This window comes from Rhodanobacter sp. G2-10, from assembly GCF_055809185.1.
Window position 1 is genome coordinate 2214400 of the sequence record NZ_CM147900.1, and the last position, 24632, is coordinate 2239031.

23 protein-coding genes and 1 pseudogene are annotated in these 24632 nt (G+C 63.1%); 19 read left to right on the forward strand and 5 right to left on the reverse strand.

The window, feature by feature from the left end; genetic code table 11:
• Nucleotides 1-409 precede the first annotated feature (409 nt).
• From AC0L58_RS10130 to AC0L58_RS10185, 12 genes are read left to right on the forward strand one after another with little or no spacing between them, the layout of a single operon-like run.
• Nucleotides 410-1054, forward strand: a complete 645-nt coding sequence (locus tag AC0L58_RS10130) for a cytochrome c3 family protein (protein WP_473682990.1) — start codon at nt 410-412, stop codon at nt 1052-1054.
• Nucleotides 1042-4047, forward strand: coding sequence for a TAT-variant-translocated molybdopterin oxidoreductase (locus AC0L58_RS10135; protein WP_473682992.1), 3006 nt, complete (start codon nt 1042-1044; stop codon nt 4045-4047). Before AC0L58_RS10130 ends, AC0L58_RS10135 begins: the two co-directional genes overlap by 13 nt.
• Nucleotides 4044-5411, forward strand: coding sequence for an NrfD/PsrC family molybdoenzyme membrane anchor subunit (gene nrfD, locus AC0L58_RS10140; protein ID WP_473682994.1), 1368 nt, complete (start codon nt 4044-4046; stop codon nt 5409-5411). Before AC0L58_RS10135 ends, nrfD begins: the two co-directional genes overlap by 4 nt.
• Nucleotides 5408-5947, forward strand: a complete 540-nt coding sequence (locus tag AC0L58_RS10145; protein WP_473682996.1) for a DUF3341 domain-containing protein — start codon at nt 5408-5410, stop codon at nt 5945-5947. Before nrfD ends, AC0L58_RS10145 begins: the two co-directional genes overlap by 4 nt.
• A complete protein-coding gene (locus AC0L58_RS10150; RefSeq protein WP_473682998.1) occupies nt 5944-6633 on the forward strand; it encodes a c-type cytochrome in 690 nt (229 codons plus the stop codon). Before AC0L58_RS10145 ends, AC0L58_RS10150 begins: the two co-directional genes overlap by 4 nt.
• Nucleotides 6630-7745 (forward strand): hypothetical protein, encoded by a 1116-nt coding sequence (locus AC0L58_RS10155; RefSeq protein ID WP_473683000.1) that lies wholly within the window; start codon nt 6630-6632, stop codon nt 7743-7745. Before AC0L58_RS10150 ends, AC0L58_RS10155 begins: the two co-directional genes overlap by 4 nt.
• Nucleotides 7738-8130 carry a hypothetical protein gene (locus AC0L58_RS10160; RefSeq protein ID WP_473683001.1) on the forward strand — a complete coding sequence of 131 codons (393 nt, stop codon included), beginning with the start codon at nt 7738-7740 and terminating at the stop codon, nt 8128-8130. The genes AC0L58_RS10155 and AC0L58_RS10160 overlap by 8 nt, the downstream gene beginning before the upstream one ends.
• Nucleotides 8127-8954, forward strand: a complete 828-nt coding sequence (locus tag AC0L58_RS10165) for an SCO family protein (protein WP_473683003.1) — start codon at nt 8127-8129, stop codon at nt 8952-8954. Before AC0L58_RS10160 ends, AC0L58_RS10165 begins: the two co-directional genes overlap by 4 nt.
• Nucleotides 8954-9931, forward strand: a complete 978-nt coding sequence (coxB, locus tag AC0L58_RS10170; protein WP_473683005.1) for a cytochrome c oxidase subunit II — start codon at nt 8954-8956, stop codon at nt 9929-9931. The genes AC0L58_RS10165 and coxB overlap by 1 nt, the downstream gene beginning before the upstream one ends.
• Nucleotides 9918-11534 (forward strand): cytochrome c oxidase subunit I, encoded by a 1617-nt coding sequence (gene ctaD, locus AC0L58_RS10175; RefSeq protein WP_473683007.1) that lies wholly within the window; start codon nt 9918-9920, stop codon nt 11532-11534. The genes coxB and ctaD overlap by 14 nt, the downstream gene beginning before the upstream one ends.
• A complete protein-coding gene (locus AC0L58_RS10180) occupies nt 11531-12199 on the forward strand; it encodes a cytochrome c oxidase subunit 3 family protein (protein ID WP_473683009.1) in 669 nt (222 codons plus the stop codon). The genes ctaD and AC0L58_RS10180 overlap by 4 nt, the downstream gene beginning before the upstream one ends.
• A complete protein-coding gene (locus tag AC0L58_RS10185; protein WP_473683011.1) occupies nt 12196-12522 on the forward strand; it encodes a cytochrome C oxidase subunit IV family protein in 327 nt (108 codons plus the stop codon). The genes AC0L58_RS10180 and AC0L58_RS10185 overlap by 4 nt, the downstream gene beginning before the upstream one ends.
• 233 nt (nt 12523-12755) lie before the next feature.
• Here the strand turns inward: AC0L58_RS10185 and AC0L58_RS10190 are convergent, their stop codons facing one another.
• The 3 genes from AC0L58_RS10190 to AC0L58_RS10200 all read right to left on the reverse strand — a co-directional run bounded on the left by AC0L58_RS10190 (nt 12756) and on the right by AC0L58_RS10200 (nt 14284).
• Nucleotides 12756-13199: a PPC domain-containing DNA-binding protein gene (locus tag AC0L58_RS10190; RefSeq protein WP_473683013.1), complete on the reverse strand. Its 444-nt coding sequence runs from the start codon at nt 13197-13199 to the stop codon at nt 12756-12758.
• Nucleotides 13200-13336: 137 nt separating this feature from the next.
• Complete coding sequence (locus AC0L58_RS10195) at nt 13337-13501, reverse strand: DUF1328 family protein (protein ID WP_473683015.1); 165 nt, start codon at nt 13499-13501, stop codon at nt 13337-13339.
• Between the two features lie 162 nt (nt 13502-13663).
• Nucleotides 13664-14284, reverse strand: a complete 621-nt coding sequence (locus AC0L58_RS10200; protein WP_473683017.1) for a GIY-YIG nuclease family protein — start codon at nt 14282-14284, stop codon at nt 13664-13666.
• Nucleotides 14285-14554: 270 nt separating this feature from the next.
• Here AC0L58_RS10200 and AC0L58_RS10205 point away from each other — a divergent pair, with 270 nt between their 5' ends.
• The 5 genes and pseudogenes from AC0L58_RS10205 to AC0L58_RS10225 all read left to right on the forward strand — a co-directional run bounded on the left by AC0L58_RS10205 (nt 14555) and on the right by AC0L58_RS10225 (nt 18473).
• Nucleotides 14555-15187, forward strand: coding sequence for a chemotaxis protein CheB (locus AC0L58_RS10205; RefSeq protein WP_473683019.1), 633 nt, complete (start codon nt 14555-14557; stop codon nt 15185-15187).
• Nucleotides 15188-15304 (forward strand): annotated as a pseudogene (locus tag AC0L58_RS10210) (hypothetical protein); the annotation flags it as partial.
• A gap of 42 nt (nt 15305-15346) precedes the next feature.
• Entirely contained in the window at nt 15347-17629 is a 2283-nt protein-coding gene (locus tag AC0L58_RS10215) for a CheR family methyltransferase (protein ID WP_473688690.1), read from the forward strand.
• The gene (locus AC0L58_RS10220) at nt 17626-18009 is read left to right on the forward strand and encodes a response regulator (RefSeq protein ID WP_473683021.1); all 384 of its coding nucleotides are present in this window, start codon (nt 17626-17628) and stop codon (nt 18007-18009) included. Before AC0L58_RS10215 ends, AC0L58_RS10220 begins: the two co-directional genes overlap by 4 nt.
• Nucleotides 18010-18098: 89 nt before the next feature.
• Nucleotides 18099-18473, forward strand: a complete 375-nt coding sequence (locus AC0L58_RS10225) for a response regulator (RefSeq protein ID WP_473683023.1) — start codon at nt 18099-18101, stop codon at nt 18471-18473.
• Nucleotides 18474-18554: 81 nt separating this feature from the next.
• Here the strand turns inward: AC0L58_RS10225 and AC0L58_RS10230 are convergent, their stop codons facing one another.
• Together AC0L58_RS10230 and AC0L58_RS10235 are read right to left on the reverse strand one after the other, a co-directional pair.
• On the reverse strand, nt 18555-19109 hold the full coding sequence (locus AC0L58_RS10230; RefSeq protein WP_473688692.1) for a type 1 glutamine amidotransferase domain-containing protein: 555 nt from the start codon (nt 19107-19109) through the stop codon (nt 18555-18557).
• Nucleotides 19110-20029: 920 nt separating this feature from the next.
• Nucleotides 20030-22141, reverse strand: a complete 2112-nt coding sequence (locus AC0L58_RS10235; protein ID WP_473683025.1) for a catalase — start codon at nt 22139-22141, stop codon at nt 20030-20032.
• Between the two features lie 279 nt (nt 22142-22420).
• Here AC0L58_RS10235 and AC0L58_RS10240 point away from each other — a divergent pair, with 279 nt between their 5' ends.
• Both AC0L58_RS10240 and AC0L58_RS10245 read left to right on the forward strand, forming a co-directional pair.
• Nucleotides 22421-23692 (forward strand): phospholipase D-like domain-containing protein, encoded by a 1272-nt coding sequence (locus tag AC0L58_RS10240; protein WP_473683027.1) that lies wholly within the window; start codon nt 22421-22423, stop codon nt 23690-23692.
• 101 nt (nt 23693-23793) lie between these two features.
• On the forward strand, nt 23794-24624 hold the full coding sequence (locus AC0L58_RS10245) for a DUF1206 domain-containing protein (RefSeq protein WP_473683029.1): 831 nt from the start codon (nt 23794-23796) through the stop codon (nt 24622-24624).
• Nucleotides 24625-24632: the final 8 nt, after the last annotated feature.

Here is a 24632-nt window from a genome sequence, read left to right on the forward strand (position 1 = left end):
TCACACGACGAAGCTTATTGCAGCGAGTACTGCCGAAAGCGCGTCGAGTCGCCCCTTTCCGATTCCGACGCGGGCTGCAAGTGTGGGCATGCGATGTGTGAGCATGACAAGGACAATGAGGCGAAGCGCTGAATCAGCGTATTGCCGAGCGGCGTGACACGCCGGGTGCCGGGCAGTCGCAGGCGACCCGTGCCGATGCGTAGCGGTGCAACGGTGACATTGATTTGAGCTCCGCACGCGCGCGCAGCGTCGACCGGTGACACCAACTGCATACTGCTGATCGTTTTCGCCGATACCCCGCATCCGGCACGGCGGCAGTCGAATGTCGGCCGTTCCCCGTTGTGGTTTCTTGACGCGCGATGCACGCGGCCGGGATAAATATGCGGCGGAATCATCACGGACAGGGACCGTGGCTCAGCTATTTCATTCGCGTTTCGGCTTCTATCTGCAATTGTGGCTGCTGGTGGTCGCAGGGTCCGTCTTCGTCGGAGTGATGATCTGGCGAGCAGTGGTTGCTGCGCCCACCACCGGTCATGTGCTGGAACAGCCAGTGCCGTTCAGCCACAAGCATCATGTGGGTGACGACGGGATCAACTGCGTGTATTGCCACACGAGTGTCGAGACATCGTCCTTCGCCGGCATCCCGGCGCTGTCGACGTGCATGACCTGCCATTCGCAGCTGTACACCGACCAGCCTGCCCTGCAACCCCTGGTCAGCGCATTTCGCAGCGGGGTACCGCTGCATTGGAAACGCATCTACAAATTGCCTGACTTCGTGTACTTCAACCACAGCATCCACATTGCCAAAGGCGTGGGCTGCGCCAGTTGCCATGGCCAGATCGACACCATGCCGCTGACCCGGCAAGCCGCGCCGCTGACCATGCAGTGGTGTCTGGATTGCCACCGCGACCCCGCGAAGCAACTGCGTCCGAAGAGCGAGGTGTTCAACCTGCATTGGCACGCGAAAGACCAGGCGGCGCTCGGACAGAGGCTGGTGAAGGAGTACCACATCGACACACGACGCATGACGGACTGCTCCCTATGTCACCGCTAGACAAGCTCGCCCGCCAAGCCGCCGACGCCGCCCGGCTGGGTCCGCCGCGGCCTGCATTCGATGCCGAAGCCGCGCGGAAGCGGCTGGCGAATGCGCGTGGCCCGGTATTCTGGCGCTCGCTGGAGGAGCTGTCGGACAACGAGGGATTCCAGCATTGGCTGCGCAACCAGCATCCGCAGTTGGCGCAGACGTTGGAGCTCGATCGACGCGGTTTCCTGAAGCTTTTGGGCGCGTCGCTGGCGCTGGCCGGACTGGCGGCGTGCAGCCGGCCGCCGCAGACCGAAATCGTGCCTTTCGTGCATGGCCAACCCGGACAGGTCGGCGGCCTGCCTCGCTTTTTCGCCACCACGCTGACCCGTCAGGGGTACGGGCAAGGCCTGCTGGTGGAGAACAACTCCGGACGTCCCACCAAGATCGAAGGCAATCCCCGCCATCCCGCCAGCCTGGGTGCCACCGACATTTTCGCCCAGGCCGCCGTCTTGCAATTGTGGGACCCCGACCGTTCGCAAGCGGTGATGCACCGCAAGGTCACCGCCACCTGGGACGATTTCGCGGCGGCATGGATGGCGCGCGCCAACCATCTCGACGTTGATGGCGGCGCAGGCCTCCGGCTGCTCACCGGCACCGTGACCTCGCCGACCTTGTCGGCGCAACTCGATGCCCTGCTGAAGAAATTTCCCGCCGCCCGCTGGCATGTACACGAACCAGCGGGGCCCGCGGATGCGCTAGGCAGCAGCGCGCGCCTGCACCTGGATCGCGCCCGCGTCGTGCTGGCGCTGGACGCGGACTTCCTCGTCGACCCGGCCGCAGGGGTGCGTTATGCGCGCGACTACGCCGCCGCTCGCTCACCGGAGGATACCGGCAAGCACATGGCCCGGCTCTACGCGATCGAATCCACGCCGACGCTCACCGGCAGCATGGCCGATCACCGCCTCGCGCTGGAGTCGGCCAGGCTGCAAGGGTTCGCGCAGGCGCTCGCCAGCCGACTCGATGCTGACGCGGGCGGACAAACCGCGCAATCGGCGATGCCGTTGGACAAGCAGCAAAGACGCTGGCTTGATGCATTGGTCGTCGACCTGCGGGCACAGCTCGGGGCGTCACTGGTGGTGGTGGGCGCCACCCAGCCGGCATGGATGCATGCGCTTGGCCACGCGATGAACAGCGCGCTGGGCAACATCGGTCGCACCATCGATTACCTCGACCCGGTGGAGAAATCGCCCGGACCCGAAGGCAGCCTCGGCGACCTGGTGGCGGCGATGCAGTCCGGCATCGTGGACACCCTGGTGGTGCTCGACGCCAATCCGGCATACGACGCGCCGGTCGACTTCGCGTTCGATCAAGCCCTGGCCAAGGTGCCGCACTTGCTACACCTGGGCCTGTATCGCGACGAGACCGGCCGACTCGCCGAATGGCACCTGCCCATGGCGCACGCGCTGGAGTCGTGGAGCGACGCGCGCGCTTTCGACGGCACGCCGAGCCTCGCGCAACCGCTGATTTCGCCGCTGTACGGCGGGCGCAGCGCACACGAGTTGCTGGCCATGCTGGTGGGCGATGATCTCAGCGACGGCCACGCACTGGTGCGTCGCCAGTGGCAAGACGTGTTGCCGGAACGCAAGACATGGGAGCAGGCATTGCAGGCGGGCGTGATCTCGCAATCTACCGGCAACACAGGCTCTGCGCCGACATCGCCGGCGCGCCCGGACAGGCCGGCCAGCATCCACCAGGATCCCGAAGCGCTGGAACTCCTGTTCCGTCCTGACCCCACCATCGGCGACGGGCGCTGGGCCAACAACGGCTGGCTGCAGGAATTGCCCAAGCCGATGACCCTCCTCACGTGGGACAACGCGGCGCTGATCAGTCCCGCGCTGGCCGAACGCAAGGCGCTGGCCAACGGCGATATGGTCGAACTGGAACTGGGCGGCCGCAAGCTGCGGGTGCCGGTGTGGATCATGCCGGGCCAGGCTGCGCGCAGTGTTACCTTGCATCTTGGCTACGGACGTCGTGCCGCAGGCCATGTCGGCGATAACCAGGGCTTCAACGCGTACCGGCTGCGCACCTCGACATCGCCATGGAATGCCAGCGGGTTGCGCCTGCGCAAGACCGGCGAGCGCCATGCGCTGGCCAGTACGCAGCATCATTTCAACATGGAAGGCCGCGACCTGTTGCGCGTGGGCGCGCTGGACGACTACCTGCGCGACCCCGCCTTTGCAACCGCCAAAGACCGCTACCCCGAGCCACCACCGAGCCTGTACAAGGACTACCCGCCCGGCGAGTACGCGTGGGGCATGAGCATCGATCTCAACTCCTGCATCGGCTGCAACGCCTGCACGATTGCCTGCCAGGCGGAGAACAACATTCCTGTCGTCGGCAAGGACCAGGTGCAGCGCGGTCGCGAGATGCAGTGGATACGTGTCGACAGGTATTTCGAGGGTGGTGCGGACGACCCGCGCAGTTACGCCCAGCCCGTGCCTTGCATGATGTGCGAACACGCCCCGTGCGAGGTGGTGTGCCCGGTCGGCGCCACGGTCCACGACAGCGAAGGGCTCAACCTGCAGGTCTACAACCGCTGCGTGGGCACGCGCTTCTGTTCCAATAATTGTCCGTACAAGGTACGGCGCTTCAATTTCCTGCAATACGCGGACAAGACCACCGAATCGCTGAAGGCGCAGCGCAATCCGGAAGTCAGCGTGCGCCGGCGCGGCGTGATGGAAAAATGCACCTACTGCATCCAGCGCGTGGAAAACGCGCACGTCCAGGCTGACAAGGAAGGTCGGCGCATCCGCGACGGCGAGGTGGTCACGGCGTGCCAAGCGGTGTGCCCGGCGCAGGCGATCCGCTTCGGCGACATCAGCGACAAACAGTCCCGGGTAGCCCGGGCCAAGGCTTCCCCGCGCAACTACGCGATGCTCAACGAACTGGGCACGCGTCCGCGCACCACGTATCTGGCGCGGGTGCGCAATCCGAATCCGGCGCTGGAGGACGAGTCGGCATGAGCACGCGCAGCGACCACCCCGCCCTGCCCCCGGTGATTGCACCGGGCGAAACTCCGGCGTCCGTCAGCCGACGGATCAGCGCGGTGGTGCTGGAGTTGCCGCTGGGTTGGCGCTGGTTGTCCAGCTTTGCCGCCTCGCTGCTTCTGTCCGGTGTGCTGCTGGTCGGCATCATCTGGCTGCTGTACAGGGGCGTGGGCATCTGGGGACTCAATATTCCGGTGGCGTGGGCGTTCGCGATCACCGACTACGTCTGGTGGATCGCCATCGGCATGGGCGGCACCTTCGTCTCCGCCGCGATGTACGTGACGCGCCAGCCGTGGCGCGGCTCGATCAACCGGCTGGCCGAGTCGATGACGGTGTTCGCGGTTGCGGTGTCAGGCATCTTCCCCATCCTGCACCTGGGCCGGCCGTGGTTCTTCTACTGGCTGTTTCCATATCCGGACAAGATGAACGTGTGGCCGCAGTGGCGCAGTGCGCTGGAATGGGATTTCTGGGCGATCATTGCCTACCTGCTGGTATCGATCCTGTTCCTGTACGTGGGCCTGATCCCGGACCTGGCGACGCTGCGCGATCGCGCGGCCACGCGTGCGCGGGCGATCTTCTACGGCTTGTTCGCGCTGGGTTGGCGCGGCGAGGCGCAGCACTGGCGTCGCATGGAAAGCGTGACACTGATGCTGGCGGGCCTGTCGGTGCCGCTGGTGTTTTCGGTGCACTCGATGGTGGCGCTGGACTTCTCCGAGGGGCTGCTGCCGGGCTGGCATTCGACGATCTTCCCGCCGTTCTTCATCGCCGGCGCCCTGCTCTCCGGCTTCGCCATGGTGCTGGTGCTGGCCATTCCCATGCGCCGCCTGTTCAGTTTGCAGGCCTACGTGAACGACCGCCACATCGTCAACGTTGCCAAGCTGATGCTGGCAGCTGGCCTGTGGGTCGACTACAGCTACGCGTCGGAGATATTCACCGCGTTCTACAGCATGGACAAGTACGAGGTGACGATGGAGCTCAACCGCTTCTTCGGGCCGTACGCATGGGTCTTCTGGAGCACGATGGTATTCAACGTGCTGCAGATCCAGCTCTTGTGGTTCGAGCGCATCCGCCGCAATCACGTGGCGGTATTCGTCATCGCGCTGGGCGTGTTGTACGGCATGTGGCTGGAACGCTTCATGCTCATCGTCAGCAGCCTGTACGAGGACTTCGTCCCCTCGTCGTGGGGCATGTTCTACCCGACCTTGTGGGACATCGGTTTCCTGCTCGGCTCGGTGGGTCTGTTCCTTTCGCTCTACCTGGCGTTCTCGCGCTTGATGCCGATGTTGTCGATGCATGAACTGCGCAAGCTGGCGCATCGGCGTAACGAGGTGTCTTCATGAGCGAAGGGCACATGGTCGGCCTGCTGGCGGAATTCACCGACGCGGAGCAACTGCGCGGCGCCGCCCTGCGCTCTCGCCATGAGGGCAAGTACACGCGCGTGGACGCCTATTCGCCGTACCCGATTGACGGCTTGGCCGAAGCGCTGGACAAACCTCGCGTGCATGTACCGTTCTGGACCCTGCTGGGCGGCATCCTGGGGGGCGCCGGCACTTACCTGCTGGAATGGTATTCGGCGGTGATCGACTATCCGATCAATGTGGGCGGTCGCCCCAACTTCAGCTGGCCGGCGTTCATTCCGCCAGCACTGGAAATGACCATTCTGTGGGCGGCCATCTTCGGGGTGGGTGCGATGCTGCTGGGCAATGGTTTGCCGCGATTACACCACCCGCTGTTCGGCGTGCCTGCCTTCGAACGCGCCAGCAGCGACCGTTTCTTCCTGCTGATCCATGCGGACGATCCGCGCTTCCACTTGCTGGGCTGCCGCGCCTTCCTCGAGTCACTGGGCCCGGTGTCCATCAGCGAGGTGGCGTCGTGAACGTGCGCCTGTGGATGCTCCCCGCCGGCCGGCTCGCGCCGACCTTGGCCGTGCTTCTCGCGTTGCTGCTGGCGGGCTGCGAGAGCGGCATGCATGAGATGTATGACCAGCCCAAGCAGAAGCCGCATACCGCCAGTTCGCTGTTCCCTGACGGCAGTGCGTCGAGGCCGCAGGTGCGCGGCACCGTGGCCTACTCCGCTGGCGCGTGGGCGGGAGCAAGCAGTGGACAGCGTGGCGTCGTGGCGCTGGTACCGCCTGCCGGTCCGGTCAGCGGTGTGGACACGCAGGGCAAGCCGCTGGCCCAAGGTGGCGCGACGGCAGCACCGGGCTTTGCGAATCCCTTGCCGATCACGCCTGCCTTGCTCCAGCGCGGGCACGACCGTTTCAACATCTATTGCGCGCCGTGCCACAGCCGTGCGGGCGATGGCGACGGGATGATCGCGCGGCGCGGGTTTCCCGCACCGCCCAGCTACCATACCGCACGCCTGCGCAATGCACCGGACAGCCACTTCTACCAGGTGATCACCCATGGTTACGGCGTCATGTACCCGTATGCCGATCGGGTATCACCGCACGACCGCTGGGCCATCGTCGCCTACATCCGTGCGCTGCAACTTAGCCAGCACGCGCCGGCGTCGAAGCTGACCCCGCGCGACTTGCAGATGCTTGGCGAGGCCACCCGATGAAGCCCTGGATGCCGCGCGGAAAGGAATGGCTGGCGCCGATCGTGGGCGTGCTGGCGTTGCTGGCATGCCTGTGGCTGGGACAGGCCGCACCGCAGCAGGCCTTGCTGTCCTATCTGTTCGCCTTCGTTTTCTTCACCGGGTTGTCGGTGGGTAGCCTGGCGCTGGCGATGGTGCATCCGCTGAGCGGCGGCGCGTGGGGTTTCTTCATTCGCCCGCAGGTGCTCGCAGCGGCCCGCACCCTCCCCTTGATGGCGCTGCTGGCGCTGCCCGTTCTGCTGGGCATGCACGTGCTCTACGCATGGACCCATGCCGAAGCGCTGGCGCATGACGAGCTGCTGCGCAAGCAGAGCTGGTATCTCGACGCCACATTCTTCGTCATCCGTAGCGTGGTGTACTTCCTGTTTTGGCTGCTGTTCCTGTGGTTGTTCACGCGCGGCGTGCGCGACAACCGGCGACTCGCGCGCATCGCGGCGCCGGGCCTGATCGTGTTTGCGCTCACCACGCTGATGGCGAGCACGGACTGGTTGTCGTCGCTGTTGCCGCACTGGCACTCGACCACGTTCGGCATGCTGGTCGCCACTGGCTGGATGCTGGCCGCGATGGCGCTGGCGACGCTGGCCACCCTGCTCGGGATGGATGCGAAGGACGCGCCACACTCGCAACTTCTGCCGGATCTGGGCAACCTGCTGCTGATGTTCGTGTTGGGCTGGTCGTACCTGGTCTTCATGCAATACCTCACGATCTGGATCGCCGACCTGCCGGCCGAAAATGTGTGGTACATCCCGCGCACCCTGACCAGCTGGCGCGTGGTGGCGTGGTTCCTGATCGCGTTCCATTTCCTGATTCCCTTCGTGGTCCTGCTGTCGAAACCGGCAAAGCGAAGTCGGGCATGGCTGGGCACGATCGCCGGCATGCTCCTGGCAGCCAACCTGGTCGATGCGCTGTGGCTGGTGGTGCCCGGTTTCCGCGTCGCCGGGTTCGCATTGCGCTGGACTGACCTGCTGGCGCCGGTGGGAGTCGGCGGACTTTGGCTTTGCCTGTACCTGGGCCAGTTGCGCGTGCAACGACTGCCAGCCGCAAACCTGGCGCGCGAGGAGGTTGGTCATGCCTGAAAGCCCGTTCGGATACGAACCTTCGGCCGCGAACACGCGTCGCATACTTGTCGCCATGGGAGTCATCGCGTTGTTCGTGCTGGTCGCGATCGGCATCCTTCATGTGGTCCTCCATCATGGGGTGCTGCCACATCATGCGCAGGTGGTTGACGAGCCGGGTCTGGTACCGCCCGAGCCCCAACTGCAACCGCATCCGCAAGCCGACATCGCGGCGGAGCGCGCACAGAAGAAGTTTCTGCTGTCGCAATACGCGTGGCTCGATAGCTCGCACGACTTCGCGCGAATACCGATTGCACGCGCCATGCAGCTCTACACGCGATCCCATGCCCCGGACCACCGGCCAGGCCCCGCTGCCGCCACCAGCACGCCGGAGACGCAGCCATGAAGCCATCGACATGCATGTTGCTTGCGATCGCGATGCTGGCATGCGTCGTCGCCTCGGCCCGGGCCGGTGCGCCCACCACCTTGCGCGCACCGCCGGGGCTGCTCGACAAGGTTGGATTCGACCAGAAGCTCGGGTCGCAAATTCCGCTGCAGACGACGTTTCGGGAAACAAGTGGACGCCTCGTGCACCTGGGCGACCTGGTGAAGGACAAACCCACCCTGCTGGTGCCCGGATACTTCAGCTGCACGAATTTGTGCAGTGTGGTGCGCGCGGGAGTGGCGCACGCGGTCGCGAAAAGCGGTTTGGCGCCCGGCCGGGAGTTCAACGTGGTGCTGGTCAGCATCAATCCGTCCGACACGGTCGACACCGCACGGATGGCGCAGCGCGAAGATACGCAAAACCACCGGGGTGCCTCGGCAGAAAACTGGCACTACCTGACCGGCTCCCGCCAGGCCATCGAGGCCGTGATGCGAAGCATCGGTTTTCGTTATTTCCACGATGTCCGCAATGGCCAATACGACCATGACGCCGGCATCGTGCTTCTGTCGCCCAGCGGTCGCGTGACCCAGTACCTGTTCGGCGTGAAATTCGCGCCCGAGACGCTGCGCTTGGCGCTGGTCGATGCCTCGCGCGGCCAGATCGGCAACATTGTCGATCACTTCATCCTGTTGTGCTGCAATTACGACCCCAGCACCGGACGCTACAGCTTGGTGATCCACCACATCATGCAGGGGCTGGGCATCGCCACTGCGCTCACGCTGTGCCTGGTGATCGTGCTGCTGCGGCGGCGCGAAGTGCGCCGCCGCCGGCGGGAGGTGGCCTGATGCTGGCCCTGTCCGGATGGCTGCCCGAAGCCTCGAGTATCGCGCCCGACATCGACGTGCTGTGGTGGCTGATGATCGGCTTGTGCGGCCTGGTTTCGGTGGGCGTGTTCACGGTCATGCTGATTTTCGCCGTGCGCTACCGCCGCGGCAGCAACGCCGACCGCAGCAACCGCCATGCACAGAGCCTGGGGGTCGAACTGACCTGGACCTTGGTGCCGTTCTTCATGTTCATCGGCCTGTTCGTGTGGAGCCTGGTATTGTTTGCGCGCCTGCACACGCCGCCTGAAGGATCGCAGACGATCTACGTGGTGGCCAAGCAATGGATGTGGAAAATCCAGCATCCGGGCGGCCAGCGCGAGATCAACACGCTGCACGTGCCGCTTGGACAGCCGGTACGGCTGACGATGACCTCGCAGGACGTAATCCACAGCTTCTATGTACCGGCTTTCCGGATCAAGCAGGACGTACTGCCTGACCGCTACACGCGCGCATGGTTCACCGCCACCAAACTCGGACGCTTCGATCTGCTCTGCGCCGAGTATTGCGGCCTGGACCATTCGAAGATGGGGGGCAGCATCGTGGTAATGCGTCCGGCCGACTACGCGCGTTGGCTGGACCGCCACGCCGGGCCGGACAGCCTGGCCGCGCGCGGGGCGACGGTGTTCCGCCAGCGCGGCTGCAGTGGATGCCACGGCGCCAACGCGTCGGTGCATGCGCCGGACCTCGACGGAATCTACGGACGTCGCGTGCATCTTGCCGACGGCAGCACGGTGGTCGCGGACGACCGTTACATCCATGACTCGATCATGCTGCCGGACACGCAAGTAGTGGCCGGATATGCACCGATCATGCCCTCCTTCCACGGCCAGATCAGCGAAAGCGAGATGCTGGCGTTGATCGCCTACCTGAAATCGACTTCGACCAAGGCAAGCCAGCCGCCAGCAGTCGGCGCGGAGAGTACCCATGAGCAGCATTGATGCCGGCCTGCGCGCCTCGCCCGTCGCGCGCAATTTTCTTTCCGTGGAGGAAGGCTTCGCTTCCTGGCTGACCACGCGCGACCACAAGCGCATCGCCATCCTCTACGCGATCACGATAACCATCTTCTTCGTCATGGGCGGGGTGGCGGCAGCCATGATCCGCCTGAATCTGGTCGAACCCAGCGGACTGCTTGACGCGGAAACCTACAACAAGGCCTTCACCTTCCACGGCGTGATCATGGTCTGGTTCTTCCTGATTCCCTCCATTCCCGTCACCCTGGGCAACTTTCTGCTGCCAATCATGATCGGTGCACGCGACATGGCGTTTCCCCGGCTCAACCTGGCGAGCTGGTATTTGTTCGTGGTCGGCGGATTGTTCACGGTATCCGCGCTGGTGCTCGGAGGAGTGGATACCGGCTGGACGTTCTATACCCCGTTCTCCACGATGTTTTCCAACACCAACGTGATCCTGGTGGTGGTGGGCGTGTTCATCACCGGCTTTTCCACGATCTTCACCGGTATCAATTTCATCGTGACCACGCACAGCCTGCGCATGCCCGGCATGCACTGGATGCGATTGCCATTGTTCGTGTGGGCGATGTACACGGTGAGTCTGGTGATGGTGCTGGCCACGCCGGTGCTGGCGATGACCCTGGCGCTGATCGGCCTGGAGCGCGGATTCGGGGTGGGCGTGTTCGACCCCGCCCTGGGCGGTGATCCCCTCTTGTTCCAGCATCTTTTCTGGTTCTACTCACACCCGGCGGTGTACATCATGATCCTGCCGGCGATGGGCCTGGTCAGCGAGGTGATCTCCTGCTTCGTGCGTCGACGCATTTTCGGCTACAAGTTCATGACCTATTCGATGGTTGCCATCGCGGTCATCGGGTTCATGGTGTGGGGCCATCACATGTTCGTATCCGGCCAATCGGTGTACGCCAGCATGATTTTCTCGCTGCTGAGTTTCACGGTGGCGGTGCCGTCGGCGATCAAGGTGTTCAACTGGACCGCCACCCTGCACAAGGGCGACATCACCTTCGAGGCACCGATGCTGTACGCATTGGGCTTCGTGGGGCTGTTCCTGATGGGCGGCCTTACCGGGATTGTGCTGGCGGCGCCGGCCCTCGACGTGCCGCTGACCGACACCTACTTCGTGATAGCGCACTTCCACTACGTGATGGTGGGCGGCACGGTCATGGCTTACCTGGGCGGGATCCACTACTGGTGGCCCAAGATCACCGGCAGAATGTATTCGGAGGCCCTGGCCAAGTTTTCCGCGATATTGATGTTCGTCGGCTTCAACCTCACCTTCTTTCCGCAGTACATTCTGGGTTACGAAGGCATGCCGCGCCGCTACCACTCGTATCCTCCGCAGTTCCAGGTGCTCAACATCTTTTCTTCTGCCGGAGCCTCGATCCTGGCCGTGTCCTACGTGCTGCCGGTGCTATATCTGTTGTGGTCGCTGCGCCACGGAGCGCACGCCGGCAACAACCCCTGGGGCGCGCGCGGGCTGGAATGGCAGACCTCTTCGCCGCCACCGAAGGAGAACTTCCTGCAGATGCCCGTGGTGCGCGAGGCATATGCCTACAACGAGCCAGCGCCATGAACGCCGTCGCGATCGACATCGACGAACGCGGAACCCGACCCGAGGAGCAATTCAGCGACGCGGAGCAGCAGCGCGAGGCAGCCACGCTCGGCATGTGGCTGTTCCTGGCCACCGAGATCATGTTCTTCGGCGTGCTGTTCGCCAGCTACACGATCTGCCGCGTGCTGCACCCGGAGGGTTTCGCCGAGGCCAGTCGGCATACCGACATGTTGCTGGGCACGATCGAAACCGCCGTGCTGCTCACCAGCAGCTCACTGGTCGCGCTGGCGCTGCGCTCGATCAAGCTGGGCCAGCGGCGTGCAGCTGCGTGGTTGATGGTCGGCACGGCTTCGCTGGGGGTGGCATTCCTGGTCATGCACGGCTTCGAGTACTACAGCGAGTACACCGAGCACCTCGTGCCGGGCCTCAACTTCGACCAGCCCGGACCCCATTCGCGCGCGATGGAGCTGTTCTACTGCCTGTACTATTTCATCACCGGCTTCCATTCGCTGCACGTCATCATCGGCGTGGTGCTCATTTTCACCCTCGCTATCCGGGTGGCGCGGGGTGCGTTCGGGTCGGATGACTACAACACGCCGGAACTGGCCGCGCTTTACTGGCATCTGGTCGACATCGTGTGGGTCTTCGTCTACCCGGTCATCTACCTCGTGGGGCGCGCCGGATGAGCAAGAGAACCGCCAAACCCGAGACGCACACCCCAGAAGTCACACCGGTGTCACGCTACCTGTGGATCCTGGTGGCCTTGCTCGCGCTGCTCGCCCTGAGCGCGGGGACCGCGCTGATCAGGATGGGCGCGTTCAACACCGTCATCAACATGGGCGTGTCCGTGGCAAAGACCCTGCTCGTGATGGCGGTCTTCATGCACGAGACCAAGGCGCGAAACCTGACGCGGATGGCCTCCGCACTGGGTTTCATCTGGCTGGCCATGCTCATCGGCATTTCGTTGACCGATTTCCTGGCGCGAGTGCCGGTTCCGCCACCCTGGTAAGCCGTAACTGCAGATGGGCCGACCGCGAAACCACCCCGCGGCCACGGCCCGCCAGGTCTCTCTGGGCAACTGCCTCGATGAGCAGTCAGCTGTTGAACGGCTGCACCAACCAGACCCTGTCGTCGGCTTCGCCACCAGCGGACTGCACTTGGGCAACGCTGCACGCAATCAGCGGCAGATTGGCATCTGCAGAGAAGTGCGTCGAAACCGGAAAGCCACGGATACCGTCACGGTCAATGACCACCGAGTTTGATCAAGGCGGTGCCCGCATGATCGTCATATTCCCGACGGAGATGTGCCGGAGTTTCGGTGATCACGACTTCCAGCGTGGGTTGAACATGACCCTCCAGCAAATGGCCGCCGAGCGCGTTGCCGTTGTCGGAGCCAAGTACCGCATGCATGTGCAGTTTGGGATCGCCATCCTTGAGCGACACATCGCCGATCAGCGAAACCACTTCGAGTTGCCGATCAAACACGTTTTTTCGGTATTCGCGCTTGTCCCATTCGAAATAACCGATAACGGATCGCCGGAATGCGCCGATGGCCGTGAAATGTGCTCCGCTCAACTGTTGTGAGCGCGCAAAATCCAGAAGACAATCACTCACCTCGTCGCCTTCGTCAAGCACGACGACCCAAGTCTTGAGTTCGGCAGTTTCACTTGTCAATTGGTGTTTCATCTGCCCTGTCCGCACCGTCAAGATTCAAGCGCGCAGTGATCGGCCCTTGGTGAAGCCGCGCGTGACCAGCGGCACGAGAGTACTCGCTGGCGCACGCGGCTTGCCGCCGGCCAGGATAATGAACCAAACGCGCCGCCTCAGACGCGCCGCCCCCGGCCGAAGAAGAAGGACGCGATGAACAATATGATGAAAAGGAAGAACAGCACCTTCGCAATGACAGCTGCGGTGCCTGCCACGCCGAAAAAGCCAAAGAAGCCGGCGATCAGGGCGATAATGAGAAAGACGATGGCGTAGTAGAGCATGACGATTCCTCAGTACCAAGGGCGGCGCTTCTGGCCGGGAGCAGTCCTTGCGCAGAATCCTGGAGCGAATGCGTTACTCCATTCGCGGCCGCAGTCTGCGGGAGCTGTCATGCGCATCGTGTGAATACGGCGTTCAGGGCAAAATCACATCACAGCCATCATTCACTCGAACAATGAATGGCGGTACCAGGTCAGCACGGGTCGAGGCACGAGCTTGTCCAGATCCAGCTGCACCGCCTCGCAAGCATCCAGCAAATGCCGCATCGCGGATGCAGCGTGCCCGGACTGCTCGTCGGGCGGGACGTTGAATTGTTCGTACTCGACCGCTTCCAGCAGCCTCGACGTGTAATCGTACAGCGCGTCCGCATGCTCGCTGAACCGCTGGCGCAACCAGTGACGCAGCGGCGCATGGACCATCAGGCCCTCGTCGGCGGCCAGCGTTCGCATCAACCGGCCTGCCTCGTCCGCGACGCCTCGAAACCATTCCGTGCGTCCGGCCGCCGCTTCCCGGATCACCAGGGGAGCCGGGGTGCGGTACTCGGCCAACCGGGTGATCAGCAAGCGTTCGATCCGGCGCGCGTCGCGCAGATAGTCCACTTCCACCAGCAGGGCCCGGTCAAGATCGAAAAAATGGAAATAGCGCCGATGCAAGGTGTGCAGGCGCTGCAGTGGGTTTCGCGAAAATCCGACTTTCACCGTGTCCTCCTCGCGGCAAGGGAGCAGGTACACGAATGTCCGCCCACGAGCGGCAAAACGCGGATAGCCGGCTGATTCCTCAGTCACGCGGGGATGCCGCTTTTCGTTGATGGTTTATCGTGCAGGTCCCCAGGCCGGCCTCGGATCCGCCGTCGCCAGGAACCACCGGTCTGGTCTTCGCGCAGCTTTTTCGCCCCGCGCAGTAGCGTGCCTTGGGAGAGTTGCCGTAGAGTATTGATTGGTGGTGCATTTTCTACTGGCGCTCGTGCTTGCCCGTGGTGATTTGGGGACCGCGAAACCGTGACTGACCCCGGCCATTCGGATACTCGAATTTCCGACAACGGTGGTATAGCTGCCGTGATCATCGGCATTGGCGCTTCTGCCGGCGGCGTTGACGCCTTGGCTGCGCTGTTCAACCGGGAATTGTCCAGCTCCGGCGCGGCGTTCCTGATTGCGATGCATGTGTCCGAAGGTCGCGCCAGCTGCCTACCTCAGATCCTCGCCCAGCGCACGGACATGCCCGTCTGCCATGCCGCGCACGGCATGCCGATCGAACGCAACCATGTTTATGTGTTGCCGCCGGGCATGGTCATGACAGCCGGCAAGCAGACCCTGCGACTGAGCCGAGTCAATCCGGACGAGTCTGTGTCGGAGGTCATCGATAGCCTGTTTGATTCGTTGGCGCAAAATTTTTCCGAGAAGGCGATCGGCGTGGTGCTCTCGGGCTCCGGCAGCGACGGTGCGCTTGGCCTGAAAGCGATCAAAGAGCGGGGTGGCCTGACCATTGCCCAAGTGGCAGATGGCACCGAGCCAAAGTTTTCCGACATGCCGCAAAGCGCAATCGCAATCGATGCGGTCGACCTGCAGCTCTCGCTGGAACACATCGGTCCGCGACTGCTCTCCGCGGTGAAGTCGATGGAAACGCAAGGTCGCGCGACGCACGAGGCTGACGATTCCACGGAATCGATGCGCGAACAAATCTGCGCATAGATGTTGGAGCAGGTCGGTCATGATTTCAGCGGCTACAAGAGCGGTACCTTCCTGCGTCGGACACAACGGCGGATGCGCGTGCTCGGCCTGGACTCGATGCATGCCTACGTCGACTGCCTCAGGCACACGCCGGACGAAGCTACCCTGCTGTTTCGTGACGTGTTGATCGGCGTCACCAGCTTCTTTCGCGAGACGGAGTCGTTTGAATTCCTGGAGCAACAGATCATCCCCACTCTTTTCAACGGCAAACATGCAAGCGATGAAGTGCGCGTCTGGGTACCAGGTTGCGCCACCGGCGAGGAGGCGTATTCACTGGCCATACTGCTACTCGAATACGCCAACCAGTTGGGCGGCCACTCTCCGGCGCTGCGCGTATTCGCCACGGACATTGACGAGCATGCCTTGGCCATTGCGCGCAAGGGGCGTTATCCCTCGGTTCTGCTGGATTCGATGACGGCGACGCGCCGACAACAGTTCTTCGTGAACGCTCATGACCACTTCCGGGTACAACCTCGATTGCGCGATATTTGTACATTCTCACCACACAACGTGCTGCGCGACCCGCCGTTTTCCCGTCTCGACCTGGTGTCATGCCGCAACCTGATGATCTATCTCGCACCAGATTTGCAGCAGCGCATCTTCCCGATTTTTCACTATGCGCTGGTGCCCGGTGGCTTTCTGTTTCTGGGCTCTGCTGAAGGGACTGGCCAGAACGAAACGCTGTTCCGATCGATCAACAAGGCGCACTGCGTTTTTCAGCGCGCGCCAAACACGGACGAGCCAGTAACATTGCCGCTGCTGCCCACCCACGACCGGCCCAAACCGCTTCGCCCATCGATCTCCAAGAGTTCCCAGCCAGCCCGGAATGAACTGCAGCGCCAAGTCGAGGCGCATGTGCTGAATGAACATGCGCCGGCGCATGTGCTGGTCGACGAGCGCGGGGAAGCGCTATTCCATTCCAGCCGCACCGGGGCGTACCTGGAATTTGCGACAGGGGCACCCAGTCGCGATTTGTTGCAGAACACCCGCAAGGAATTGCGCCTGGCTCTGCGCCGCGGCTTGCACGATGCCGCCGCCTCGCGGACCAGGGTTGTGCTGCCGGACGTGACGCTCGATCGAGGACGCGAGCTGCGCCGCATCCAGGTCACGGTCGAGCCGTTCGAGCATGGTGGGACGTCGCTTTACCTGGTGCTGTTCAAAGACTGCGGCGCGGCCGTGCCAACTCAGAACGATGCAGATGAGGCAAGCCGAAGGATGATCGAGCTGCTCGAACGCAGGTTGTACGAATCGCGGGAGGAATTGCAATCCAGCTATGACGAATCCGAATCCATGGTACGCGAGTTGCGCGCATCGACCGAGGAACTGATGTCCGTCAACGAGGAGTTGCAATCATCCAACGAGGAGCTTGAAACCTCCAAGGAAGAGCTTCAATCGACAAACGAAGAGCTGACCACGGTCAACGCCGAAATGGCGCGTCACAGAGAGGCGCTCACGCGATCCAACGCGGATCTGGCCAACTTGCTGGAGAGCATTGGCATTGCCATCATCTTTCTCGACCGCCACATGGCGATCCGGCGCTATACCAAGGCGGCCACCGACATCTTCAACCTTATTCCATCCGACACGGGTCGCCTGATCACCGATCTGAGGCACAAGTTGGCTGACGTGGACCTGCGTGCGGAACTGGAACGCGCCCTGCGGCAAGGGCAGCCGGTCGAACTGCGCGTCAGGCGCAGTGATGCACATCGCCATTACCTCATGAAAATAGCGCCCTACACCGGCATTTCCGAGGAAAGCGGCGGCGTCGTCGTGACCTTTGCCGACGGAAGTCCGCTGGTCCAGATTGACCTGCAGAAGACGTTGATCGGCGAACTCAACCATCGCGTGCGGAACATGTTGGCCGTGATCAGCGCGATCAGCCAGCAGACACTGGCCGGCGCCGTGGCACCCGAGACTCTGGACATATTCATGGGCCGCCTACATGCCATGGCCTGCACCTACAAGCTGTTGACCGAGAATGACTGGTCACATATGGACCTGGGTGCACTGATTAGAGAGGAATTGACCATCGTCGCGGATTCCGAACGCTTCGAGGTGTGCGGTCCGGCGCTGAAACTCACTCCGCGCGAAGCATTGGCGCTGTGCCTGGCGTTGCACGAGCTGGCTGCCAACGCACTCAAGTACGGCGCCTTGTCCAACCAGGACGGTCGCGTACGAGTCAGTTGGACGATTGGCACGCCGCCGGATTCGTCTTTCCATTTGCGCTGGCAGGAACGGGGTGGACCACCGGTGTCGCCACCCAGACGCCGCGGCTTCGGCAGCCAACTACTCGAGCGCCAACTCGCCTACGAACTGGATGCGCAATGCCACCTCGACTACGCGGTCGACGGCGTGATTGCCACTCTGCATGTGCCACGCCAATCACCCAGTGGAACCCCATGAGTGCCGGACGCGCTGCGCCACCGCTGGTGCTGCTAGTGGAGGACGAGCTGTTGATCGCGACCTCGCTGGAGATGGTACTCGAGACACACGGCTACCGCCTTCTTGGACCGGTTGCAACGGTTGCGGACGCCATCGAGCTATTGAACACCCATCGCCCCGACATGGCGTCGATCGACTATCGCCTGGCTCATGGCACCACCGAGCCATTGCTGCCGCTGCTGGCGCAACAGAACGTACCGGCATGCGTACTGAGCGGCTACGGTCGGCGACAGTTGCCGGCGGCCTACGACGATTGCGCCCTGCTGGAAAAGCCGTATCGCGCCGCAGCGTTGCTGGCAGTGCTGCAGGCGATGGTCGGCGGCCGATCTCCGCGCGCATGACTCTTGCTGTCAGTGGGCGTGCGCGGATATTCTTCCCGCGGGGGCGTTCGGGTGGCAAGCAATGGACGTAGCTAGCCGGGAGGTGGGCCGTGGCGACAGTGACGCGCGTGGTCATTTTTGAAGACGATTACCTTCTTGCCGAAGCCTTGACCGATGCGCTGACCCGGTTGGGTTGTCACGTTGTCCACTGCTGCGGCAGTTTGAGCGAGGCATTGCTGGTGGTGAATGCCGCTTCCTTCGACCTGGCTGTGGTGGACCTGGACCTGCACGGCCTTGATGCCTCCCCGATCCTGGACCGGCTTGTCGACAGCAACATCCCCGCGCTGTTGGCCACCGGTTCCAGCGAGGACCATATCCCCGAGCGTTTCACGCAAATGCCTCGATTGACGAAGCCTTACGATCAGAGGCAGCTGAGCCATGCGATGCAGCAGATGCTGACAGCCGGTTTACAGGGGCCTGTCTGAACAATTGCTTCAGAACCCCGCTGGTCGCCGCGGGGCGATCCGTTCGTGAAGCCAAGCCCGTCCTTTCCTGTCCGGGAAAGATCAGCCAGCTCCCACCATCAGTGCGTCCACAAGCGCTTCTGTGAATGCGGGTATGTCTTCAGGCTTGCGGCTGGTGATCAACGTGCCATCGCGTACCACGTCGTGATCTTCCCAGTGCCCGCCGGCATTCTCCAGATCCTTGCGCAGGGATGGCCATGACGTGACGCGGCGATTCTTCACCAAACCGGCGTCGATCAGGGTCCAGGGGCCATGGCATATTGCCGCTACCGGCTTGCCTGCAGCACCGAAAGCCTTGATCAAGGCGATGGCCTCGGGTTCCAGCCGCAGCTTGTCCGGATTCATGACGCGACCGGGAAGTACCAAGGCGTCGTAGTCGTCCGCCTTGGCGTCTTCCAGAGCTCGATCCACTTTCACGGATTTACCCCAGTCCTTGCCGCTCCAACCCTTGATGCTGCTGGCACCAGCCGGAGCGATGACAAAGGTCTGCGCCCCGGCGTCTTCCAATAGCCGCTTGGGGTCGGTGAGTTCGGATTGTTCGAAACCATCGGTGGCGACAATGGCGACCCGCCGTCCGTCGAGTTTGTTTGAGTGCATGGGCTCACTCCGATTACTGGAGTCAAAGCATGATCTTTTCCACATGCAAGCAGCGTCGTTTCGCCGTGAGCGGGGCGTGACACGCAAGCTTCGCCGGATCGACCTCACGCCGCGGCGCCGACGGCCAAGCGGAGCCACGTAGTGCCTTACGGCCGAGGGTTCGTGTAGAGAACCACCACCCCACATACAAATTTGCCGTTGCCCACGAGGGGAACTCTGCGCAGGCAAGTGTGGGATTTCAACCCGCCAGTCTGCTCCTCCGAGAACCAGGTGACCGGAGCGTTCATGCAATGACTCATCCACTCCGCGGGCGTAGGCGGACGTTGTCCCGGAGCGGTCGGCGCGCGAATGAATCCTATCTGGTTGCGCCCACCGTCAAACACGGGCACGTCGTCGGTCGTGGCGGAGAATTGACCACTCGACACGTCGAGCCGGCCGTTTCGGTGTGGACTCCTGGGTTCGTTTCGTCGGTGAGACGACGGCGACGAAGTTTCGCCCGCAAAGCCTGGATTGCGCCAATCACATGAATGCATGGGACCTCTCCTCATTCGCCTGCGCTGCCGCACCCGGGTCGAACCATGCCTTGCGCACCGTGCCCGCAACAATGGCGTGACGCCAGTCTGCGCATGGTGCGCACAAGGACGTGAAGAACCGATGTTCTTGCTGCGCGACCGGTCAAACCTGACCTTCAGAACGGTAGCTCGCCTACTGGGGCGCAGCTCGCCACGACATCGCCAGCACCATGGTCCCGACAATGGTCGGAACACGATGAAAGCGCGCGTTGACCCATGCCGGCAGCGCGGTAGAGGTCAACACCGCCGCAATCAGGTCAAGCACGCTCACCGGACCGGAACGCCTTACCAGGCTCACTTCTACCTCGCTGCAAGCACGAAACGGAATTGACTCGCCTGCTTGTCACCTCACGGCAGGAGCCGCACCTTGGGTTCTCGCGCCCATTGTCGCGTCCGGGCTGCGGCGACGAAGGCCTTCGGATCCGTGGCATCCACGATGCCAGCATCCTTTTTCACTCCGCAGACCTTGGTCAATGCCTGTGCGCCGGCGCTCACCGCGATGGCCTTGAGATGGGAAAATGCGTCACTGACGAAGTCCCGCGCTGCCGATTCCGCCACAAGCTCCTTGGCAGCGGCCTCATTCAGCACGACCGCGACCGCATCGAAGAACACCGACGGCGTACCTGCAAGCTGACCGTCGGCCGCCATCATCTTCCCATCCGACAACTTGGCGCCACCGACCTTGGGCGCGACGATCCGGACGGCAGCGCCGGCCGCCTCGACCGCCTTGCGCAAGGCCTTGATGGTGGCTGCATCCGAACCGTCGTGAATCAGGATGCCCACCAACCGGCCTTTCAGCGTGTCCTTCATCTTGCCGATAGTCTGCAGCGCGGGTGACAGCGGCAGGTCGGCCGCAGCCACCTTCGCCGGCGGCGCCGGTGGCATCGGCGACAGTGCGAGGCCATCGGCCACGCGGGCAGCGAGATCCTCGTCGACATGGCGAAGGTGACCGACCATGGCCTCGCGTATGTGCACCGTGGCCACCTTGGAGAGTTCGAACACGAATGCGCTGGCGATATGCGCCTGTTCCGCCTTGACCTGCGATCGATAGAAGCGGCGTGCCTGGCTGTAGTGATCCGCGAAGGACTCGGCGCGAATGCGGGCCTTGGTGCCGGTTGCCGACGGCTCCGCCGCATGCGGAAAGCCTTGCGGCGTTTCCCGCGGACTGTCCTGGGAGAGCGAGTTGGGTTCGTAGCTCACGCGACCAGCCGGTGACTGCATCTGCGTCTGCGCATCTCGCTGCAGGTTGGCAAACGGGCACTTTGGGGCATTGATCGGCAGCTGATGGAAGTTCGGCGTACCCAGACGTGACAGCTGGGTGTCGAGGTAGGAGAACAGCCGTCCTTGCAGCAGCGGATCATTGGAGAAGTCGATGCCGGGCACCAGATGCGACGGGCAATACGCCACCTGTTCGGTCTCGCTGAAGAAATTGTCGGGCCAGCGATCCAGCACCATGCGTCCGATCACGGTAAGCGGCACCAGTTCTTCGGGTATCAGCTTGGTGGGGTCCAGATGGTCAAACGGTAAATCGTCCGCTTCTTCTTCGGTGAACAGCTGCACCGCGAGTTCCCATTCCGGGAAATCGCCGCGCTCGATTGCTTCGAACAGGTCGCGGCGATGGAAGTCCGGATCGGCGCCCGTGATTTTGACGGTTTCATCCCACACCGTGGATTGCACGCCCAGCTTCGGCCGCCAGTGGAACTTCACGAATGTGCTGCTGCCATCGGCAGCCAGCAGGCGGAAGCTGTGGATCATGAACCCTTCCATCATGCGCAGCGAGCGCGGAATGCCGCGGTCGGACATCAGCCAGGTCACTGCATGCAGCGTCTCCGGCGTCAGGGAGACGAAATCCCAGAACGTGTCGTGCGCACTGGCCGCCTGGGGATAACCGCGGTCCGGCTCCATTTTCAGCGCATGGACCAGATCGGGAAACTTCATGGCATCCTGGATGAAGAACGGTGCGAAATTGATGCCCACCAGATCCCAATTGCCCTCGCTGGTGTAGATCTTCACCGCGATGCCGCGCGCGTCGCGCGGCGTATCGATCGAGCCGGCGCCGCCGGCAACGGTGGAGAAGCGCGTGAATAGCGGCGTCTTCTTGCCCACCTCGGTGAGGATTTTTGCCGTGGTGTACTTCTTCAGCGAGCGAGTCAGCTCGAAATAGCCGTGCGCAGCGGAACCACGCGCATGCACGATGCGCTCGGGGATGCGCTCGTGATCGAAGTGGGTGATCTTTTCACGCAGGATGAAGTCTTCCAGCAGAGTCGGCCCACGCGGGAAAGGTCGCAATGAGTTCTGGTCGTCGCTGACGGGCACTCCCTGGTTGGTGGTCATCGGCGGGTGCTTTCCACCGGCCAACTGGTGCAATTCGTCGGCATTCCCGCGCGATTCGTCGGCAGCGCAGTTTTCTGCACCTGCACCTGCGCCTGAGCGCGGAGCGGTCTTTTTCCTGGTGGCCATGGGTCACTCCGGGGGGTGGGGAGTGGCTCAGCTTGTTCCGTGTCGGGTGAAGTGCCAGTGAGTTGGCAGCGGAAAAATCGGCGTCGATGCGAGATGCATTCGGAGCGAATGGCTCAGCGGCGCAGGTCATGACGGGAAGCGTGGCCGCCACAACTCCGCGGCGGCAGCACGGTTGACGCCACCATCTCGAGACCGACAGATCGCATGAGGCTCCCGGACTCGTTTCGCGGAAAGATCACGGCCGATCCATGATGCTCCTGGCATGGGGTATGCGCCGCCATGATTTACCTGGTCATCCTCGCTGCCATCGGCGCGGTGGCGCTGTGCGCGGTGCTTTACGACTGGCTGGTGCCCGACCAGTCCGAAATCGCGCCGCGCGACCTGTCATCAGATGTGCCGCTGAATGCGCAGGAATCGGCACGGGCACTGTCCGCCAACCTCAATGCGCCTCTGCTGGACGGCAATGCCATCGACGTGCTGTTGAATGGCGACGAGATCTTCCCCGCGATGCTCGAGGCCATACGCGAGGCGCAGCACTCGATCCATTTGCTGACCTATATCTATTGGCAGGGCGACATCGCGCGCCAGTTTGCCGATGAGCTCATCGCGGCGGCTCGACGCGGCATCCAGGTGCGGTTGCTGGTGGATGCCATGGGCGGCGCCAGGATGGACGGCACGATGGTCGACGAGCTCAAGCGGTCCGGCTGCACGTTTGCCTGGTTCCGGCCACTGCGCTGGTACAACCTGGGTCGCTTCAACCATCGCACGCACCGCAAGGTGATGGTGGTGGATGGGAAGCTGGGTTTCACCGGTGGCGTAGGCATTGCCGAGGTCTGGACCGGGCACGCGCAGGACCCGGATCACTGGCGCGATGACCACTTCCGCCTGCGCGGTCCGGCGGTGCGTTACCTGCAAGGATCATTCGCGGTGAACTGGCGTCAGTCCACTGGCGAAGTGCTGGTTGGCGCGGCATTGTTTCCGGATCTGCCCGATGCCGGACCCACCCGCATCGTGGCGATCGATGCGGCGCCAAGCACACGCATCTCGACGATCGCTTTCACGTACTGGCTTTTCTCTCGCGCCGCCTGCCGGGAGATTCGCATCACCACTCCGTACTTCGTGCCTGACCCCCGCCTGCATCTGGGACTGGCTGCCGCGGCAAGACGTGGCTTGCGGGTGACGCTGTTGGTTCCCGGGCCACATATCGACACGCAGTTGGTATCGCGCGCCAGCAAGACGTACTACCGGCGACTGTTACTGGCGGGTGTGGCGATCCATGAGTATCAACCGAGCATGATCCACACCAAGACGGTGACGGTGGATGGCGCCTATGCCTTGATCGGTTCGCCCAATTTCGATACGCGTTCGTTTGCCCTGAATTACGAGGAGGCACTGGTCGTGTACGACAGTGCGTTCACGCAGACATTGAATCGCGCGTTTGACGATGATCTTGCCCACGCGCGCGAAGTCACGCTGGACGAGGTCGAGCGCTGGACACCGTGGAAGCGCGCGGTCAATCGAATGGCGAGACTGCTGCGCGCGCAGTTGTAGGCGAACCGGCGGGCGACCGGACGCTTTCCGAACGCTCGCTCACGCCATCGCTACTGGCGTTGCCGGATTCTTTCCGGGCGTCAACCAGGCCACCCAAAGTCATGTACAGCACCACGGACGAACACGAAGGCCATCGCGCCGCTCCCTGGCTGCGGTGGCTTGCTCGCGCCGGTGTCGTGGCCGAAGGCACGATCTACCTGTTGATCGGCGGCCTGGCATTGGCCGCCGCGTTTGACCCCACGCAGCGTCCCAGTGGATCCAACGGCGCCATGTCAAAACTCGCCAAGCTTCCACTGGGAGACGTGATGCTCGCACTCCTCGCGTTGGGTCTGCTCGCCTATGTGCTGTGGCAGTTGGTGTTGAGCGTTCTGGACCCGGAATGTACGGAAGGTCGATGGCGTATCCGGCGGCTCGTGCTGCGTATCCACCATCTGTGGAGTGCCGCACTGCACTGTGGGCTGGTGGGCATCGCGGGGTTCCAGCTGCTGGGGTTTGGTCATGGCGGCACCGGTGGCCAGACGCAAGAGCGCCTGACCGCGGTAGCGCTGCAGCTCCCGGGTGGTCGCTGGCTGGTGGGCGGCATTGGTGCCGGGATCGTGGCGTTCGCACTGGTGCAATGGATCCTGGCTTGCCGCCCGCAAAAGGACTCGCGGATGGATCTCTCCGACACGCCATTGCGCGTTCCGATCCTGCTGCTGCGGGTGCTTGGCTATGCCGCCCGCGGTGCGCTGTTCGGGCTCATTGGCGCCTTCCTGATTCACGCCGCGTGGCGCGATGAACCAAACCAGTCAGCCAGCCTCGCCGGAGCGTTGCAGTTGCTGCGTCATCAACCCTATGGCGCCTGGTTGCTGGGCGCCATGGCGACGGGGCTGATCGCCTTCGGTCTGGCGCAGATCGCCAAGGCACGCTATCAGCGAATACGCATCGACTGAGCGTCCGG